Here is a 16,739-nt window from a genome sequence, read left to right as displayed (position 1 = left end):
CGCAGGGTAGCCAGTGCGCGGCCATCGCGTGATGGCGAGAGCGAACAAGGAGAACCCTCGTGGCAGAGCCCACCCCCCAGGACCAGATCAGGCAGCACATCACCGGCAAGGCCAATCAGGCACTGGGCGGCACGCACAACCTCGTCCCGGTGGACGTCGGCGGCGTCGGACACTTCCCGTACAACTACAAAGACGTCAACAACATCTTCTCCGCGACGACATGGACATGGATCAACAGGCTGGCCGTGCCGACGTCATCCGAGGTGGTGGGCATCGGGGAGCCGCTGACGACGCGCTACGACATCCTCCTCGGCAAGCTGAGCTACCAGCTCTCCAAGGACGACACCGCCAAGAAGATCAAGGCGGGCAACGACGCCCTGGTAGTGGCCCAGCAGGTCGTCGCCCTCTACGAGGAGCTGTACGGCGCCATCGCTCCCGCGGACCTCGCCGGCGCCAAGGCCCGCACGAAGATCGACTACATCACGTCCTACATGCTGGCCCAGTGGGCGAGCCCCAACAAGCTCAGCCTCACGCAGCAGAACATCCGCAACCTCACCCGCCAACTGCCCAATCTCCCCCCGTCCGCCCAGACCCTCGTCCCCGTCATCACCGCCTATCTGGACAAGATGGTGTCGGTGCTGGGCCTGCAGAACGACGTGGGCAACGCCAGCTTCCTGCTGAGCAACCTCCAGCAGAACACCGAGTCCGCGACGGCGAACAACGGCGGCCTGCCGACCACCGACGGCAAGGTCCACCCCGGGTACACCGTCAGCCCGTCCCAGGGCGACATCAACAACGCGCTCAACTCCGACAACGGCTTCGTTCTCAAGGCGTCGGCCAAGTCCTACAACGAGGACAAGGTGGAGCTGACCATCGACGGTCGGGCCATGGTCTACATCCCCATCGTCGACCTCTTCGGCATCGGAGGCGGCGGCAGCATCCACTACAGCCTCGACCAGCTCAACACCGAACGGAGCGCGTTCGAGCTGGAGATGACCTTCAAGGGCGTCACCGGGGTCTCCTTCCGGCCCACCGACTACCAGGAGGACTCCCTGTCGGGCTGGTGGTACCCGCAACCGCTCCGGGAAGCCTTCGCCAACAGGGAGAAGGACGACTTCAGCGGATGGGCCCTCACCCCGTTCCCGGAGGACACCGGCTTCGCCCGGTTCGCCTTCCTGGCGATCAGCCAGCCGCCCACGATCAAGGTCACCTTCAGTGCCGGGGAGGCGAGCGCACAGGCCCGGACGCTCGAAACGCACTCCTCCGTCGACGTGTCGTTCCTCGGCATCCCCATCGCCTCCAGCGAACAGCACTACAAGTCCACGAAGATCGAGCAGAACGAGAGCGGCCAGGGCTACAGCATCACCTTCAACGCGCCGCCCCCCAGCGCGGGTCTCCTCTCCCAGACCGCCTACGTGCTCGGCGGGCAGCTGGAGGAGCCCTTCAACACCGTGTTGTAAGCGGCAGTTCGCCCCACCGGGTGCCGGCGTCGGCAGCGGCGTCGGCACCCCCCTCGTGACAGGGACAGGCGCAGACCTCCCACCGGACACCGGGGACCGGCGCGCCCCCTTGCCCGGGTACGCCCTTGTCGCACGTCGCGTGCGTCCCGATGTGGCACGCCGGTGAGATGTACGGCGTGGGCACGTAGGGCGGTACGAGCCTCGGGGTGTCCATGAACGGCCCCCCATGGGCCGCGTCGCGGGCGTACGGGCTCTTGTGACGTGGCAGCGTCCGGCGGTGCTGCCGCGGAGCGGGGGCGGGGGACGTACGCGCCGCGGCGGCCGCGCGATGCCTGCCGCATGCGGGGACGAGCCGCGCGAGGAGGCGCCGCGCCAGACGCCGGGTCACCCGTCCGCCGCCCTCTTGAGGACGGCGATGAGGCGGCGCGTCGTCTCCAGATTGCAGCGCCCCAACTCGATGAGCGGTCGCGGGTGTTCGTAGGTGTACGACACCGGGTCCACGCCCAGCGACGGCAGCACGATCCCCGCCCGCTCCAGCTCGGCCGCCAGCTCCTCGCGCGCCTCCTCGGCCGCTGCCAACTTCTCTGCCGTCATGGTGCCGCTCCTGTCCGCTATTCCCTGTCCGCTTTCCCTGTCCGAGGCACCGGAGCTCGGCTACCGTGCGTGTTCCGGGCATTACGAGAATGCACCCGGATTCGGACGCGAAAGGCGGTTGCGGGCCGTACTTCGCCGTCCCGCACCGTTAGTTCCACACCTTCCACGGAGGGCAGCGCGATGCCAGCGAGGCGAGCGGTCACGGGCCGCAGTCAGGAGCCACGGCAACGGTTCGTGGAGGAGCTGCGATTACTGCGCGCACAGAAGGGGGTCAGCCTGCGGCAGCTCGGTGAGGCGATGGGGTGGGACTGGTCGCTCTTCGGAAAGATGGAGAAGGGCCAGACGCTGGGCAGCCCGGAGGTGGTGCAGGCGCTGGATCAGTACTACGGGACGCCGGGGCTGCTGCTGACGTTGTGGGAGTTGGCGGCGGGGGATCCTACGCAGTTCAAGGAGCGGTATCGGCGGTACATGACTTTGGAGGCCGAGGCAGTGAGCCTGTGGCATTTCGGAGTCAGTACCGTCCATGGGCTCCTGCAAACAGAGGAGTACGCACGTGCCGTGCTCGCGGTGGGCGGCACCAAGGGTGAAGACCTGACGCGGCAGGTCGAAGCGCGCATAGGTCGTCGCGACTTGTTGACGGGTGATGACGCACCGCCGTTCCGCACCATCCTGTCCGAGGCAGTGTTGCGTACGTCGCTGACGGACGCCGGACAGTGGCGAAAGCAGCTGGAGAACTTGGCCGAGGCGGCTGAGCAGCCGAACCTCACACTCCATGTCCTCCCACATGGCTCTGGTCCCCACGGCCTCGTAAGTACCGATGTGATCTTCCTGCGGCTACCCGATGGCTGCACCGTGGCGTATACCGAAAACGCCCACCGAGGCGAACTCATCGAAGAAACGGCCCCGGTTGAGCGTTTGCAACGCGCGTACGATTCGGTTCGTGACCTGGCGTTGAGCCCGGCCGAATCGCGGAAGTTCGTCATGCGGATGTTGGAGGAAGTGCCGTGCGATCCATCGACCTGAGTACCGTCAACTGGCGCAAGAGCACCTACAGCAACCAGGACGGCGGCGCCTGCATCGAGGTCTCCGACGGCCTCCTGGCCTCCGCCACGTGGCGCAAGTCCAGCTACAGCAACCCCGACGGCGGCGCGTGCATCGAGGTCTCCGACGACCTCCCCGCCCTCGTCCCCGTCCGCGACAGCAAGGCCCCCCACGGCCCCGCGCTCGTCTTCGAGGCCGCCGCCTGGACGTCCTTCGTCGCTGCCGTCAAAGGCGGCCAACTCCACTACGCCTGAAGGTAGGAGCCCCCACCCCCGTCCGGTCTCGTGGGGGCTCCAGGCGCGTCAGGGGTTGCCGGTCACCTCGAAGCCCGCCCCATAGACGTTGTGCTGGGGGTCGGCGGCGTCGCGGGCACGCAGATCGGCCAGGATGTTCGCCGAGCTGGTGTAGTTGTACGGCGGCCACTGGAGCGAGATGGCTTTGGTGATTCCGGCCCAAGGGCCGGCGGCCTGGAAGTTGTTGGACTGGGACGGCAGGTCGGTGCCGGGAACGTGCCGGATCACCGGGCCGCCAGAATCCCCCGCCTTGTTCGGGGCCGGGGCCCGATAGATGCCTTTGTCGTTGCTGAGGACGGTGCCGTACCACACGCCCGTCTGCCCTGAGGTGATGATCTCGTTGTCGCCGGTCGTCAGCAGCCGCTCATTGTCGAGCGCGGGTTGCTGGGCATTCGGGCTGACCGGGCCCTTCGGGTACGTCAACACACCGGTCTGCTTCAGATACGGCCCCTGCGCGGAAAGCGTCACGTTCGGAAGCAGCTCGATGACCATGTAGTCCTTGGTGGCATGGCCCGTCTGCGAACCCTCGGGGTCCTTGAAGTACCGCACATAGCCGATCGGGCCGGACTTCATGTCGTTCCGGTCGGAGACGGGGACGGCGTTCTCCGGGATCTCGCGGTCCGCGTACTTCCCGGCTTTGTCGGTGATGCAGTGGCCGGCCGAAATGGCTATTTTGCGCTGGTGGTCGTCGGTGCCCACGGCTCCGATGGTGCAGAAGAGATCAGGGGAGTTCGGGGGGAACGCGATCTGCATGCCGTTGTAGACGCGCTTGCTCTGCTCGGCCTGGCCGGAGCGGGTGTCGGCCTGTGCGGTGGCTGCGCCTACGGAGCCCGTGAGCACCAGGGCCAGGGTGAGGCCCGGTAATTTTCTGAATTTACTGGTCACGCGTTATGCCTTTCTTTCGGGATGGCCGGCTTCAAGCGGGCAGAAGGTCTTAGTAGAACAGAAAGCCCCCGCTCGCGCGGGGGCTTTCATCGAGGTTCTATCGGGGTTTCACCGGGGTTTCATCGGGCTCATTCATGAAGGGCCCATGGAAGCCTTTATGGGGCTCCCTCGCGTCTCTTCGCCCGGCTCAGCCGAGCTTGCTCACGTCCCGCACCGCGCCCTTGTCGGCGCTGGTGGCCATGGCCGCGTACGCGCGCAGCGCCTGCGAGACCTTGCGCTCGCGGTTCCTGGGGGCGTAGACGCCGCCCAGGGCCTCGCGGCGGGCCGCCAACTCCTCGTCGCTGACGAGGAGTTCGATACCGCGGTTCGGGATGTCGATGCGGATGCGGTCGCCGTCCTCGACGAGGGCGATGGTGCCGCCGGCCGCCGCCTCGGGCGAGGCGTGGCCGATGGACAGGCCGGACGTGCCGCCGGAGAAGCGGCCGTCGGTCACCAGGGCGCATGCCTTGCCCAGACCGCGGCCCTTGAGGAAGGACGTCGGGTAGAGCATCTCCTGCATACCGGGGCCGCCCTTGGGGCCCTCGTAGCGGATGACGACGACGTCGCCCTCCTTCACCTGCTTCTTGAGGATCTTGTCGACGGCCTCTTCCTGCGACTCGCAGACCACGGCCGGGCCCTCGAAGGTCCAGATGGACTCGTCGACGCCGGCGGTCTTCACGACGCAGCCGTCCTCGGCGATGTTGCCCTTGAGGACCGCCAGGCCGCCGTCGACGGAGTAGGCGTTCGCCATGTCGCGGATGCAGCCGCCCTCGGCGTCCACATCGAGGCTGTCCCAGCGCTCGGACTGGGAGAACGCGGTCGCGGAGCGCTTGCAGCCGGGGGCCGCGTGCCACAGTTCGACGGCCTCGTCGGACGGGGAGCCGCCGCGCACGTCCCAGGTCTTGAGCCACTCCTCGATGGAGGCGCTGTGCACGGTGTGCACGTCCTCGTGGAGCAGGCCGCCGCGGTAGAGCTCACCGAGGATGGCGGGAATGCCGCCGGCCCGGTGCACGTCCTCCATGTAGTACGTGCCGCCGGGGGCGACGTTCGGTGCGACCTTCGCCAGGCAGGGCACCCGGCGGGAGACGGCGTTGATGTCGTCCAGGTCGAAGCTCAGGCCGGCTTCCTGCGCCGCGGCGAGCAGGTGCAGGATCGTGTTCGTCGAGCCGCCCATGGCGATGTCCAGGGCCATGGCGTTCTCGAAGGCGGCGCGGGAGCCGATGTTGCGCGGCAGGACGGTGTGGTCGTCCTCGTCGTAGTGCCGCTTGGTGATCTCGACGACCGTACGGCCGGCGTTCTCGTAGAGCGCCTTGCGGGCGGTGTGGGTGGCCAGCACGGAGCCGTTGCCGGGGAGGGCGAGGCCGATGGCCTCGGCGAGGCAGTTCATCGAGTTGGCGGTGAACATGCCGGAACAGGATCCGCAGGTCGGGCAGGCATTCTCCTCGATGCGGAGGATGTCCTCGTCCGAGATCTTGTCGTTGACGGCGTCCGAGATGGCGTCGACCAGGTCCAGCGTGCGGACGGTGCCGTCGACCAGGGTGGCCTTGCCGGACTCCATCGGACCGCCGGAGACGAAGACGGTCGGGATGTTGAGCCGCATCGCCGCCATCAGCATGCCCGGCGTGATCTTGTCGCAGTTGGAGATGCAGATCAGCGCGTCCGCGCAGTGCGCCTCGACCATGTACTCGACGGAGTCGGCGATCAGGTCGCGGGACGGCAGGCTGTAGAGCATGCCGCCGTGGCCCATGGCGATGCCGTCGTCGACCGCGATGGTGTTGAACTCGCGCGGGATCCCGCCCGCGGCGTGGATCGCCTCGGAGACGATCCGGCCGACCGGCTGGAGGTGGGTGTGGCCGGGCACGAACTCGGTGAAGCTGTTGGCCACCGCGATGATCGGCTTGCCGAAGTCCTCGCGCGCTACGCCGGAGGCCTGCATAAGGGCTCGGGCGCCGGCCATGTTGCGGCCATGGGTAACGGTGCGGGACCTCAGATCAGGCACGATGGTCACTCCCTCGGGATTCGAACGTACGACCGCCTACGGCGGCACATGACCTTGCCACGTACCGGTGGCGCCATATATCAGCTGCCTCCGAGATTACGCTCTTGATCCAAGATCCGGACAGTCTCTCCGGAATGTGAGACAGCTGCCCGGACTCCGGACAGCTCACCAGCGGGCCGCGGCCCGCGGCCCGCTCACGGCCGGGTCAGATACCGCTGGAGCGTCGGCGCCACCATGGCGACGATCTCCTCCAGGTCCGCGGAGGCCATCGGCTCCATCTTGACGACGTAGCGCAGCATGGCGATCCCGATCAGATGGCTCGCCGCCAGCTGCACCCGGAACTCCGGGTCGGGGACGTCCAGTTCACCGGCCACCCGCTGAACCAGCCGGCGCTCGACCAGCCCGCGCAGCACCGCCGCCGCGGTGTCGTTGGTCAGCGCCGAGCGCATGATCGCCAACAGCGGCGGCCGGCTGACCGGGTTCTCCCAGATCCCGAACATGAAGCGGGCCATCCGCTCGCCCGCCCCGGCCCCACCGCCGCCCGCGAGGGCGTCCGGCATGGTCAGCGCGGGCGCGAAGGACAGCTCGATGGCGGCCGCGAAGACCTGCTCCTTGGTGCCGAAGTAGTGGTGCACCAGCGCGGCGTCCACACCGGCCGCCTTGGCGATGCCACGTACCGAGGTCTTGTCGTAGCCGCGCTCGGCGAACTCCGCGCGCGCCGCGGCCAGGATCCGCTCGCGGGCGCCGGGCCCCTCGCCGGACTCGGCGCGGGCCGGTCGGCCACGGCGGCGGGCGGGGCGGGCGGGCTCCTCGTCGGCGGGCTCCGCGCCCGCCGGCTCCCCGTCGCTCACGACCCCGGCACCCAGGTCGGCGAAGCCAGGTGCAGCCGGGTGAAGGCCAGCGCCTCGGCGAGGTCGGCCTCGCGCTCTGCGGCGGACATCGCCCGGCGGGTGTTGACCTCGACGACCACATGGCCCTCGAAGCCGGTGGCGGCCAGCCGTTCCAGCAGCTCGCCGCAGGGCTGGCTGCCCCGGCCGGGCACCAGGTGCTCGTCCTTGGCGGAGCCGTTGCCGTCGGCCAGATGGACGTGCGCCAGCCGGTCGCCCATCCGCTCCACCATCTCCAGCGCGGCACTGCGCGAGGTGGCGGTGTGCGAGAGGTCGACCGTGAAGTGCCGGTAGTCGTCGTTGGTGGGGTCCCAGTCCGGGGCGTACGCCAGCATCTCGCGGTCGCGGTAGCGCCACGGGTACATGTTCTCCACGGCGAACTTCACGTCCGTCTCGTGTTCCATCCGCCACACCCCGCGCACGAACTCCCGCGCGTAGTTGCGCTGCCACCGGAACGGCGGGTGCACCACGACCGTCGAGGCGCCCAGCTTCTCCGCGGCGGACCGCGCCCGCTGGAGCTTGACCCAGGGGTCGGTGGACCACACCCGTTGGGTGATCAGCAGACACGGCGCGTGCACGGCCAACACCGGCACCCCGTGGTAGTCCGACAGCCGGCGCAGCGCGTCGACGTCCTGGCTGACCGGGTCGGTCCACACCATGACCTCGACGCCGTCGTACCCCAGGCGCGCGGCGATCTCGAAGGCCGTCGCCGTCGACTCGGGATACACCGAGGCCGTGGACAGGGCGACCTTCGCATCCGGGATGCGCACCACTGGCTCTGTCACGAAGGACAGGGTACGGGCCGTGGCTGTGCGCCGGGCAGGAGGTCCGAACGGCCGCGTCCGGCGCGCTGCGGCTACGGCTACGGCTACGGCTACGGCTACGGCTACGGCTACGGCAGATGATCCAGCCGCCGCAGGATGACGCCCTCGCGCAGCGCCCACGGGCAGATGTCCAGTGTCTCGACCCCGAACAGGTCCATCGCCGCCTCCGCGACCAGCGCCCCGGCGAGCAGCTGGCCCGAACGCCCCTCGGACACCCCGGGCAGCTCCGCCCGCTCCGCCGCCGTCATCCCGGCCAGCCGCGGCACCCACTCCTCCAGCTTCTTGCGGGTCAGGTCCCGCTGGACGTAGAGGCCCTCGGCGGAGCGTGCCGCACCCGCGATCCGGGCCAGCTGCTTGAAGGTCTTGGAGGTGCCGACGACACGGTCGGGCGTTCCGTAGCGGGTGAAATCGCTCACCACCCGGGCGATCTCGGCCCGTACCCGCCGGCGCAGCGCCCGGACGTCGACCGGCTGCGGCGGGTCGCCGGGCAGGTCGCCGGCGGTCAGCCGGCCGGCGCCCAGCGGCAGGGAGGCCGCCGCGTCCGGCTCCTCGTCGAGGCCGTAGGCGATCTCCAGCGAGCCGCCGCCGATGTCCAGGACGAGCAGCCGTCCGGCGGACCAGCCCAGCCACCGGCGGGCGGCGAGGAAGGTGAGCCGCGCCTCGTCCTGGCCGGAGAGAACCCGCAGGTCCACGCCGGTCTCCGCGGCGAGCCGGGCCAGCACGTCCTCGCCGTTGGTGGCCTCCCGTACCGCGGAGGTGGCGAACGGCAGCACGTCCTCGACGCCCTTGTCCTCGGCGACCTCCATCGCCTCACGGACAGTGGACACCAGCCGTTCCACCCCGTCGTCGCTTATGGCGCCGCCGGCGTCGAGGAGTTCGGCGAGGCGCAGCTCAGCCTTGTGCGAGTAGGCGGGCAGCGGTCGTGCGCCGGGGTGTGCGTCCACCACCAGGAGATGGACCGTATTCGAACCCACATCGAGGACACCGAGTCTCATACGGGGAAACCTACTGCCGCGGCAGGTATCACTTGTCGGCCGCCTTAGGCTGGAGTCGTGGCAAAGACGAAAAAGGCGAAGCAGGCAAAAAAGGCGAAGCAGGATAAACCCCTGGCGGCGGGAGCGTCTCCCGACGAGGTCGGCCTCGACTTCGCCCGCGCCTGGGTCACCTTCCCCGACCCGGGCGACGACGAGCAGCTCTTCCGCTGCGACCTGACATGGCTGACCTCACGGTGGACCTGCATCTTCGGCAGCGGCTGCCAGGGCATCCAGGCGGGCCGCGCGGACGACGGCTGCTGCACGCTCGGCGCGCACTTCTCGGACGAGGAGGACGAGGAGCGGGTGGCGCGGAACGTGGCGCGTCTCACGCCCGAGCTGTGGCAGTTCCACGACGTCGGCACCGAGACCGGCTGGACCGAGGAGGACGAGGACGGCGAACGGCAGACCCGCCGCTGGGACGGCTCGTGCATCTTCCAGAACCGCCCGGGATTCCCGGCCGGCGCGGGCTGTTCGCTGCACATCCTCGCGCTGCGCGAGGGCCGCGAGCCCCTGGAGACGAAGCCGGACGTCTGCTGGCAGCTGCCAGTCCGGCGCACCTACGACTGGATCGACCGGCCCGACGACACCCAGATCCTCCAGGTGACGATCGGCGAGTACGACCGGCGCGGCTGGGGTCCGGGCGGCCATGACCTGCACTGGTGGTGCACGTCGGCGACGTCGGCGCACGGCGCCGGCGACCCGGTCTACGTCAGCTACAAGCCGGAGCTGACCGAGCTGATGGGCAAGAAGGGCTACGCCAAGCTCGCCGAGCTGTGCGAGGAGCGGCTGGCCGCGATGCTGCCGATGGCCCCGCACCCGGCGGACCCGAAGCCGGCCGACCCGAAGAAGTAACCCCCCGGCCCGGCGCGGCCCGACCCCGGCCCGATCCGGCTCAGCGGGCGGGGTTCATGGTGTTCGACGGGGTCGGGGTGGGGCTCGGCGTGGTCGTCGGGGCCGTCGGGCTGGGCGTCGGCGTCGGCTCCGTCGGGGTCGGTGTGCCGGGGGTCGGCGACGGCGACGGGTCGGACGGCGAGGGGTCGGACGGCCCGGGGTCCGGGTCGGTCACGCCGTGGCCCTCCATCGTGACGGCGGTGCCGCCCGGCTGGATCGCGATCCGGGTGCGCCAGTGGCCCTCGGGCTCCCGGTCGTGGTCGACATAGACCGTGATCGTCGTGGACTCCCCCGGCTGCAGCACCCCGGCCGTGTGGCTCATCTGGAGCCAGGGCGCACCGGCCGACGCCGTCCAGCGCACCGGGGCTCCGCCGGACGCGCTGAGCGTGATGACCGTCGTCCCGCCGCTCGGCTGCGCCGCGACGGTCAGCCGGCCCGGCCCGGTCCGCCCCCGGCCCGGCGCCGTGGGCCGCAGCGGCATGCCGTCCGCGCCGATCACCTGGGCCGACACGTCGGAGTCGCCACCCCGGGGCGAGAAGCCCGGGCCCGGAGTCGTCCGGGCGTTGCCCGCGTTCTCGTAGCGGCGGCCGTTGAGCCGCCCGTCGTTGGTGTCGTGCTCGTTGGCCGTCACCGCGGGGGTGCCGTCCACCTCACCGGTCGCGGGGGCCTGGCGGTAGGCGGCCCAGACGGCCAGCACCGGCGCCGCGAGCACGGTGGCGACGACGGTGGTGGTCAGCGCGCGGTTGCGCCGCCGCCGGCGGCGGGCGACCGGGTCCGTGGGGCCCACCGGGAATCCGCTGCGGTCGTAGCGAGGAGAACCGTTTGCTCCCGTGCCGCGGCCCGAGCGGCCGGCCGCCGACCCGCCGCCCGCACCGGCCATCCCCTCCGCGCGCCCCGACCGCGACCGCCCGGCCGCCGCCATGGCGGCCGACACCGCCTCCCGCGGCGCGGCGACCAGCGGCAGCGAGCCGGGGGTCGCGGGCTCGGTGCCCGGCCACGGACCCACGGCGGTGGCCCGCTCCGCCGTCCGCCGGCACTCGGCGCAGTCGTCCACATGGCGCACCAGCTCCCGGCGGAGCGCCGCCCCCAGCAGCATCCGGGTGTCGGTCGCCAGCTGGGCCACCTCCCGGCAGCGGCCGCGTTCGACGACGGCCAGCGCGGCCCGGGTCCGCTCGACCTCGCAGGAGGCGGCGGCCAGCAGCACGCGGGTGGCGGCCGCCTCGGCACCGAGCACCGCGGCGACCTCGTCGGCCGGCAGGCGGTGGCGCACCGACAGCTCCAGTGCCTCGCGCTGCTCCGGGGTCGTCCCGGCGGCCTCCGGCCAGGCCAGCACGGCGAGTTCGCGCTGCCGGGCCTCGGCGTGGGCGTCGGCGGGGGCCCCGGCGTCCGGCCCGTCCGGTCCCCTGCGGGCGCTCCCCGCCCTCGCCGTGCTCCCTCCGGCCGTACGCAGCGGAGACCGGGGGATCGTCGAGGGGGCCTGGGGAAGCTCGGCGAGTCGGCGCAGGCAGGCCCAGCGGACGAGGGCGTAGAGCCAGGGGCGGTGGAGGTCCGGGTCGGGCGGACGGCGGCCGCGGTGCCGCTCGGCGAGCGCGAGCGTCTCGCCGAGCACCACGGTGGCCGCGTCGTGGTCACACAGGACGGACAGGCAGTAGGTGAACAGCCCGTCCAGATAGGCGTCGTAGCCGTCCCGTCGAGCCGAACGGTCCTGGGGCTGCGCGCTGCGCGACCGGTGTGCGCCGGTGGTGTGTGTGGGGTGCTCGGGCCTGCTGCTCATCACCCGGCGACGGTAGGCGGATGATGCAGCCGCACTCGCTCACCTTGGACAGTTTTAACCCTTACGGGTGACCATCTCCCTCAAAAGAGGACACCAGCACACCGTCCCGCCCCGTACGCACCACCCGGTCGGCCCAACCGCCGGTCCCGTGCCACTCGCGAGCGCGGGGCACGGCGTTGTCAGTGCCCGCCGATACGGTGAGCCCATGGCAACCCGTAAAACGTCGGCCAAGGAGCGCCCCTCCTACCGTTGCACCGAGTGCGGCTGGACCACCGCGAAGTGGCTCGGCCGCTGCCCCGAGTGCCAGGCGTGGGGCACGGTCGAGGAGTTCGGCGGCGCCCCCGCGGTGCGCACGACCGCGCCGGGCCGGGTCACCACCGCCGCGGTGCCCATCGCCCAGGTCGACGGCAGCCGGGCGACCGCCCGCTCGACGCAGGTGTCCGAGCTGGACCGGGTGCTGGGCGGCGGGCTGGTCCCCGGCGCGGTCGTGCTGCTGGCGGGCGAGCCGGGCGTCGGAAAGTCCACCCTCCTGTTGGACGTCGCCGCCAAGGCCGCCTCCGCCAGCCACCCGACGCTCTATGTGACCGGCGAGGAGTCCGCGAGCCAGGTCCGACTGCGCGCCGACCGCATCGGAGCCCTCGACGACCACCTCTATCTGGCCGCCGAGACCGACCTCTCCGCCGTGCTGGGCCACCTGGACGCCATCAAGCCGTCCCTGCTGGTCCTCGACTCCGTGCAGACCGTCGCCTCGCCCGAGATCGATGGTGCGCCCGGCGGGATGGCGCAGGTCCGCGAGGTGGCCGGCGCGCTGATCCGGGCGTCCAAGGAGCGCGGTATGGCCACCCTCCTGGTCGGCCATGTCACCAAGGACGGCGCCATCGCCGGCCCCCGCCTGCTGGAACACCTCGTCGACGTCGTCCTGCACTTCGAGGGCGACCGGCACGCCCGGCTCCGCCTCGTCCGCGGCGTCAAGAACCGCTACGGCACCACCGACGAGGTCGGCTGCTTCGAGCTGCACGACGAGGGCATCACCGGCCTCGCCGACCCGTCCGGCCTGTTCCTGACCCGACGCGACGAGCCGGTGCCCGGCACCTGCCTGACGGTCACCCTGGAGGGCCGTCGCCCCTTGGTCGCCGAGGTCCAGGCGCTGACCGTCGACTCCCAGATCCCCTCCCCGCGGCGTACGACCTCGGGCCTGGAGACCTCGCGGGTCTCGATGATGCTCGCCGTCCTGGAACAGCGCGGCCGGATCAGCGCGCTGGGCAAGCGCGACATCTACAGCGCGACGGTCGGCGGTGTGCGGCTCACCGAGCCCGCCGCGGACCTCGCCGTGGCCCTCGCCCTGGCCAGCGCCGCCAGCGACACCCCGCTGCCGAAAAACCTCGTCGCCATCGGCGAAGTGGGCCTCGCGGGCGAGGTCAGACGCGTCACGGGCGTGCAGCGCCGGCTGTCGGAGGCGGCCCGCCTCGGCTTCACCCACGCCCTGGTCCCCTCCGACCCGGGCAAGATCCCCGAGGGGATGCGGGTACTGGAGGTCGCCGACGTCGGGCAGGCGCTGAGCGTGCTGCCCAAGCGGGTGCGGCGGGAGGCCCCACAGGATCAGGAGCAGCGCCGGTAGACTTTGCCCTGGTCTCGCCCGTCACCGCAGTCGTGTTGCCGGCTGGGATCCCGGCGTACTCTCGCTGAGTACGTCACCGCAGCATGGCCGGGCGGCCTGCGGACCGATTGACCTTGCGACGGAGGAGTGCAGTGGCAGCCAACGACCGGGCATCGGCTCCCGGCAGGGCCGGGAGCGCCGGCACCGACCGTCTGATGCGTGCCACGCTGAGCGCCGTCGCGCCCGGTACGGCCCTGCGCGACGGCCTGGAGCGCATCCTGCGCGGCAATACGGGCGGCCTGATCGTCCTCGGCTTCGACAAGACCGTCGAGTCCATGTGCACCGGCGGTTTCGTGCTGGACGTGGAGTTCACCGCCACCCGCCTGCGCGAGCTGTGCAAGCTCGACGGCGCCCTGGTCCTCGACAAGGACATCAGCAAGATCCTGCGGGCCGGCGTGCAGCTGGTCCCGGACGCCTCGATCCCGACAGAGGAGACCGGCACCCGCCACCGCACGGCCCAGCGCGTCTCCATCCAGGCCGGTTTCCCGGTCGTCTCGGTCAGCCAGTCGATGCGCCTGATCGCCCTCTACGTGGACGGCGAACGCCGCGTCCTGGAGGAGTCGGCCGCGATCCTCTCCCGCGCCAACCAGGCCCTGGCCACCCTGGAGCGCTACAAGCTCCGCCTGGACGAGGTCGCCGGCACCCTGTCCGCCCTGGAGATCGAGGACTTGGTGACGGTCCGCGATGTCACCGCGGTCGCCCAGCGCCTGGAGATGGTCCGCCGGATCGCCACCGAGATCGCCGAGTACGTCGTCGAGCTCGGCACCGACGGCCGGCTCCTGTCCCTCCAGCTCGACGAGCTGATCGCCGGGGTGGAGCCGGAACGCGAGCTGGTCGTGCGCGACTACGTCCCCGAGCCGACCGCCAAGCGCTCCCGCACGGTCGTCGAGGCGCTCGCCGAGCTGGACGCGCTCAGCCACACCGAGCTCCTCGAACTCCCCGTCGTGGCCCGCGCGTTGGGCTACAGCGGCGCCCCCGAGACCCTGGACTCCGCGGTCTCCCCGCGCGGCTTCCGGCTGCTGGCCAAGGTCCCGCGCCTGCCGGGCACGGTCATCGACCGTCTCGTCGACCACTTCGGCGGCCTGCAGAAGCTGCTCGCCGCCAGCGTCGACGACCTCCAGGCCGTGGACGGCGTCGGCGAGGCCCGCGCCCGCTCGGTCCGCGAGGGCCTGTCGCGGCTGGCCGAGTCGTCGATCCTCGAACGCTACGTCTGACGGCGGATTCCTCCGTTCGGGGTGGCCGCCGTCGTTGACGGCCGCCACCCCACCGGTCGCCCGGCCCGTCGCCGCGCGCGGCGACGTTCAGCGCAGCGCCGCCGCCTCCTTCTCCGCCGCCAGGCCGACCGCGGGACGGTCCGGACGCTGCGGTGCCACCCCGCCGATGCTCCGCAGCCAGGCCCAGGTATCGGCGACGGTCTCCCCCACGGGCCGGCACCGCAGCCCGGTCGCCAGGGCCTTGGAGACGTCGGCGCCGTAGAGCGTGTCCCGCGCCTCGCCCGGCGCCAGCCACACCGGCAGCTCGGTCCACGGCTCGATCCCGGCCGCGAGCACGTCCTCGGGCGCGGTCCAGCGCAGCTCGGCGGCCGCACCGGTCACCTCGACGCAGCTCTCCAGCAGCTCGCCCATGGTGGCGTGCCCGACCTCGCCGACCAGGTTGTAGGCGCCGCCGAGCCCGGCCTCGACGGCGTCCAGCGTCCACGCGGCGAGGTCCCGTGCGTCGATGTACTGCAGTGCCGCGTCGCGCGGCCCCGGGGCCAGCACCGGCCCGCCGCGGGCGATCCGGCCCAGCCACCACGGCAGCCGTCCGATGTTCTCGTACGGCCCGAGGATCAGCCCCGCCCGGACCAGCAGCGCCCGGTCCCCGAAGGCGTCGACGGCGGCCAGTTCGCCGCCGCGCTTGGCCGTCGCGTAGTCGTCGGCGTCGGTGGCGTCCGGCGACCCCGCCACCACCGGCCCCCGTTCGTCGAGCCCGTAGGCGGCGGGATAGGTGTGCACCGACCGGCTGGAGACGTACGCGTACGTCCCGGCCCGGTCCGCCAGCAGCCGCGCCGCGTCCCGTACGGCGCAGGGCGCGCCGCTCCAGGTGTCGACGACGGCGTCCCACTCGCCCTCCGCCAGCGCCGCGAGTCCCTCCGCCCCGGCGCCGCGCTCGCCGTGCAGGGCGCGCACGCCCTCCGGTGGCGCGTGGTGCCCGCGGTGGAACACCGTCACCTGCCAGTCACGGGCCAGGGCCGCCTCGGCGACCGCCCGCCCCACGAACTCCGTACCGCCCAGAATCAAGAGCTTCATGAGCCCGAATGTGCCGCACGGCACCGGGCCGGCGCAGCCCTGCACGCTCTGAGCGGAATCGCCCGTGGCGAACGGGAGTTGGGGAGCCGGGGGTCCTGGTGCCGCGCCGGCCCGGGTGTCAGTGCTTGGCGAGGGCGAACTTCGCCCGCACCGGGTCCAGCCCGGGGACCTTCGCCTCGACGACGTACTTCCCGGCCGGCACCGCAGCCGCGCTCGGGGTCGCGCACTGCGGGGCGCTGGCCCGGCGGTCCCATTCGACGGCGCGCTCCACGGAGCCCTTCGCGGGGACCTTCAGCAGAGCCGGGCCGGTGCCCGCGGGGCAGTCGTTGGAGGCCCACACCCGGTCGTCGCCCGCGGCGTCCTTGATCGTCAGCACCGTGGCCTTCCGGCCCAGGTCGACCTTGCAGGCCGATCCCCCGGAGTTCTTGACCGCCAGCTCGAACCGCGGCTTCTCGCCCGGCTTGTAGGTGTCCTTGACGCTGCGCAGCGTCAACTCGGCGCCGTCCGTGGTGCAGTTGAGGAGCGAGGAGCCGGCCGGCACGAGGGCGGCGCCCGAACCCTCGCCGATGGGGCCGCCACCGGAGCCACCGTCGCCGCCCGGTCCGCCCGCTCCGCCCGATCCCTTGTCGCCGTCGCCCGACCCGGATCCGCCGCCCGTGCCCGACTCGCCGCCGCCCGATCCACCGCGTCCACCCGGCTTTTGACTGATCGCCGGCCCGCTGCCGGAGGGCCCGGGCGTGATGGACGTCGCCGGCCCCGATCCGTGCGCCGAGCCCTTGCCGCCCTTGCCGCCGGTGTCGTCGGTGTCCGAGCCCAGGCTGAGGACCCACACCACCACCAGGGCGAGCAGTGCGACGATGGCCAGCGCAACGGCCCTCCGCCGCCAGTAGATGGAGGACGGAAGCGGCCCGATCGGATTGCGCAGTGATCCCACGCGGAAACTCTACGAGAGATCGGCACGCAGACCGGCCAGTACCCGCCGCACGACGCTGCAACTTTTCCCATCATCGGCCCGCAGACGGCCCGTCGGGCGCCCGGTGTGCGCCGTTGCCCCCGGTCCGGCCCGATCACGC

General features: G+C 71.6%; 15 protein-coding genes. 6 read left to right on the top strand and 9 right to left on the bottom strand.

What is annotated here, in order from left to right:
• The first annotated feature begins 59 nt into the window (after positions 1-59).
• Positions 60-1,460 carry a hypothetical protein gene (locus tag ACGFML_RS20420; RefSeq protein ID WP_393545545.1) on the top strand — a complete coding sequence of 467 codons (1,401 nt, stop codon included), beginning with the start codon at positions 60-62 and terminating at the stop codon, positions 1,458-1,460.
• A 384-nt stretch (positions 1,461-1,844) separates the two neighbouring features.
• Here the strand turns inward: ACGFML_RS20420 and ACGFML_RS20415 are convergent, their stop codons facing one another.
• Positions 1,845-2,054 carry a hypothetical protein gene (locus tag ACGFML_RS20415; protein WP_393545544.1) on the bottom strand — a complete coding sequence of 70 codons (210 nt, stop codon included), beginning with the start codon at positions 2,052-2,054 and terminating at the stop codon, positions 1,845-1,847.
• Positions 2,055-2,234: 180 nt separating this feature from the next.
• Between ACGFML_RS20415 and ACGFML_RS20410 the strand changes: the two genes are divergently transcribed.
• Both ACGFML_RS20410 and ACGFML_RS20405 read left to right on the top strand, forming a co-directional pair.
• Positions 2,235-3,077, top strand: coding sequence for a helix-turn-helix domain-containing protein (locus tag ACGFML_RS20410; RefSeq protein ID WP_393545542.1), 843 nt, complete (start codon positions 2,235-2,237; stop codon positions 3,075-3,077).
• Positions 3,059-3,349, top strand: a complete 291-nt coding sequence (locus ACGFML_RS20405; RefSeq protein ID WP_393545540.1) for a DUF397 domain-containing protein — start codon at positions 3,059-3,061, stop codon at positions 3,347-3,349. The genes ACGFML_RS20410 and ACGFML_RS20405 overlap by 19 nt, the downstream gene beginning before the upstream one ends.
• Positions 3,350-3,397: 48 nt before the next feature.
• Here ACGFML_RS20405 and ACGFML_RS20400 read toward each other — a convergent pair whose 3' ends face one another.
• The 5 genes from ACGFML_RS20400 to ACGFML_RS20380 form a co-directional block, all read right to left on the bottom strand.
• On the bottom strand, positions 3,398-4,273 hold the full coding sequence (locus ACGFML_RS20400) for a hypothetical protein (RefSeq protein WP_393545538.1): 876 nt from the start codon (positions 4,271-4,273) through the stop codon (positions 3,398-3,400).
• A gap of 187 nt (positions 4,274-4,460) precedes the next feature.
• Positions 4,461-6,311 carry a dihydroxy-acid dehydratase gene (ilvD, locus tag ACGFML_RS20395; RefSeq protein ID WP_393545536.1) on the bottom strand — a complete coding sequence of 617 codons (1,851 nt, stop codon included), beginning with the start codon at positions 6,309-6,311 and terminating at the stop codon, positions 4,461-4,463.
• Between the two features lie 194 nt (positions 6,312-6,505).
• A complete protein-coding gene (locus ACGFML_RS20390; protein WP_393545534.1) occupies positions 6,506-7,162 on the bottom strand; it encodes a TetR family transcriptional regulator in 657 nt (218 codons plus the stop codon).
• The gene (locus ACGFML_RS20385; RefSeq protein ID WP_393545613.1) at positions 7,159-7,971 is read right to left on the bottom strand and encodes a sugar phosphate isomerase/epimerase family protein; all 813 of its coding nucleotides are present in this window, start codon (positions 7,969-7,971) and stop codon (positions 7,159-7,161) included. The genes ACGFML_RS20390 and ACGFML_RS20385 overlap by 4 nt, the downstream gene beginning before the upstream one ends.
• Positions 7,972-8,090: 119 nt before the next feature.
• The gene (locus ACGFML_RS20380) at positions 8,091-9,017 is read right to left on the bottom strand and encodes a Ppx/GppA family phosphatase (protein ID WP_393545532.1); all 927 of its coding nucleotides are present in this window, start codon (positions 9,015-9,017) and stop codon (positions 8,091-8,093) included.
• A 57-nt stretch (positions 9,018-9,074) separates the two neighbouring features.
• Between ACGFML_RS20380 and ACGFML_RS20375 the strand changes: the two genes are divergently transcribed.
• Positions 9,075-9,908, top strand: a complete 834-nt coding sequence (locus ACGFML_RS20375; RefSeq protein ID WP_393545530.1) for a hypothetical protein — start codon at positions 9,075-9,077, stop codon at positions 9,906-9,908.
• A gap of 40 nt (positions 9,909-9,948) precedes the next feature.
• On the opposite strand, the gene ACGFML_RS20370 is transcribed toward ACGFML_RS20375, so the two are convergent.
• A complete protein-coding gene (locus tag ACGFML_RS20370) occupies positions 9,949-11,721 on the bottom strand; it encodes a sigma-70 family RNA polymerase sigma factor (protein WP_393545528.1) in 1,773 nt (590 codons plus the stop codon).
• A gap of 205 nt (positions 11,722-11,926) precedes the next feature.
• On the opposite strand from ACGFML_RS20370, the gene radA reads away from it, so the two are divergent.
• Together radA and disA are read left to right on the top strand one after the other, a co-directional pair.
• Positions 11,927-13,339 carry a DNA repair protein RadA gene (gene radA / locus ACGFML_RS20365; RefSeq protein WP_393545526.1) on the top strand — a complete coding sequence of 471 codons (1,413 nt, stop codon included), beginning with the start codon at positions 11,927-11,929 and terminating at the stop codon, positions 13,337-13,339.
• 131 nt (positions 13,340-13,470) lie between these two features.
• The gene (disA, locus tag ACGFML_RS20360; RefSeq protein ID WP_393545524.1) at positions 13,471-14,592 is read left to right on the top strand and encodes a DNA integrity scanning diadenylate cyclase DisA; all 1,122 of its coding nucleotides are present in this window, start codon (positions 13,471-13,473) and stop codon (positions 14,590-14,592) included.
• Positions 14,593-14,679: 87 nt separating this feature from the next.
• Here the strand turns inward: disA and ACGFML_RS20355 are convergent, their stop codons facing one another.
• Positions 14,680-15,666, bottom strand: coding sequence for an NAD-dependent epimerase/dehydratase family protein (locus ACGFML_RS20355; RefSeq protein ID WP_393545523.1), 987 nt, complete (start codon positions 15,664-15,666; stop codon positions 14,680-14,682).
• A gap of 118 nt (positions 15,667-15,784) precedes the next feature.
• A complete protein-coding gene (locus ACGFML_RS20350; protein WP_393545522.1) occupies positions 15,785-16,600 on the bottom strand; it encodes a hypothetical protein in 816 nt (271 codons plus the stop codon).
• Positions 16,601-16,739: the final 139 nt, after the last annotated feature.

This window comes from Streptomyces sp. NPDC048650 (assembly GCF_043199095.1).
Classification (GTDB): domain Bacteria; phylum Actinomycetota; class Actinomycetes; order Streptomycetales; family Streptomycetaceae; genus Streptomyces.
This window is presented reverse-complemented; position numbering and strand designations above follow the sequence as displayed.

Bases quoted from the DNA above. Each gene is read 5' to 3' on its own strand.
- ACGFML_RS20415 (WP_393545544.1), bottom strand. From the start codon at position 2,054: ATGACGGCAGAGAAGTTGGCAGCGGCCGAGGAGGCGCGCGAGGAGCTG.
- ACGFML_RS20410 (WP_393545542.1), top strand. From the start codon at position 2,235: ATGCCAGCGAGGCGAGCGGTCACGGGCCGCAGTCAGGAGCCACGGCAA.
- ACGFML_RS20380 (WP_393545532.1), bottom strand. From the start codon at position 9,017: ATGAGACTCGGTGTCCTCGATGTGGGTTCGAATACGGTCCATCTCCTG.
- ACGFML_RS20370 (WP_393545528.1), bottom strand. From the start codon at position 11,721: ATGAGCAGCAGGCCCGAGCACCCCACACACACCACCGGCGCACACCGG.
- radA (WP_393545526.1), top strand. From the start codon at position 11,927: ATGGCAACCCGTAAAACGTCGGCCAAGGAGCGCCCCTCCTACCGTTGC.
- ACGFML_RS20355 (WP_393545523.1), bottom strand. From the start codon at position 15,666: ATGAAGCTCTTGATTCTGGGCGGTACGGAGTTCGTGGGGCGGGCGGTC.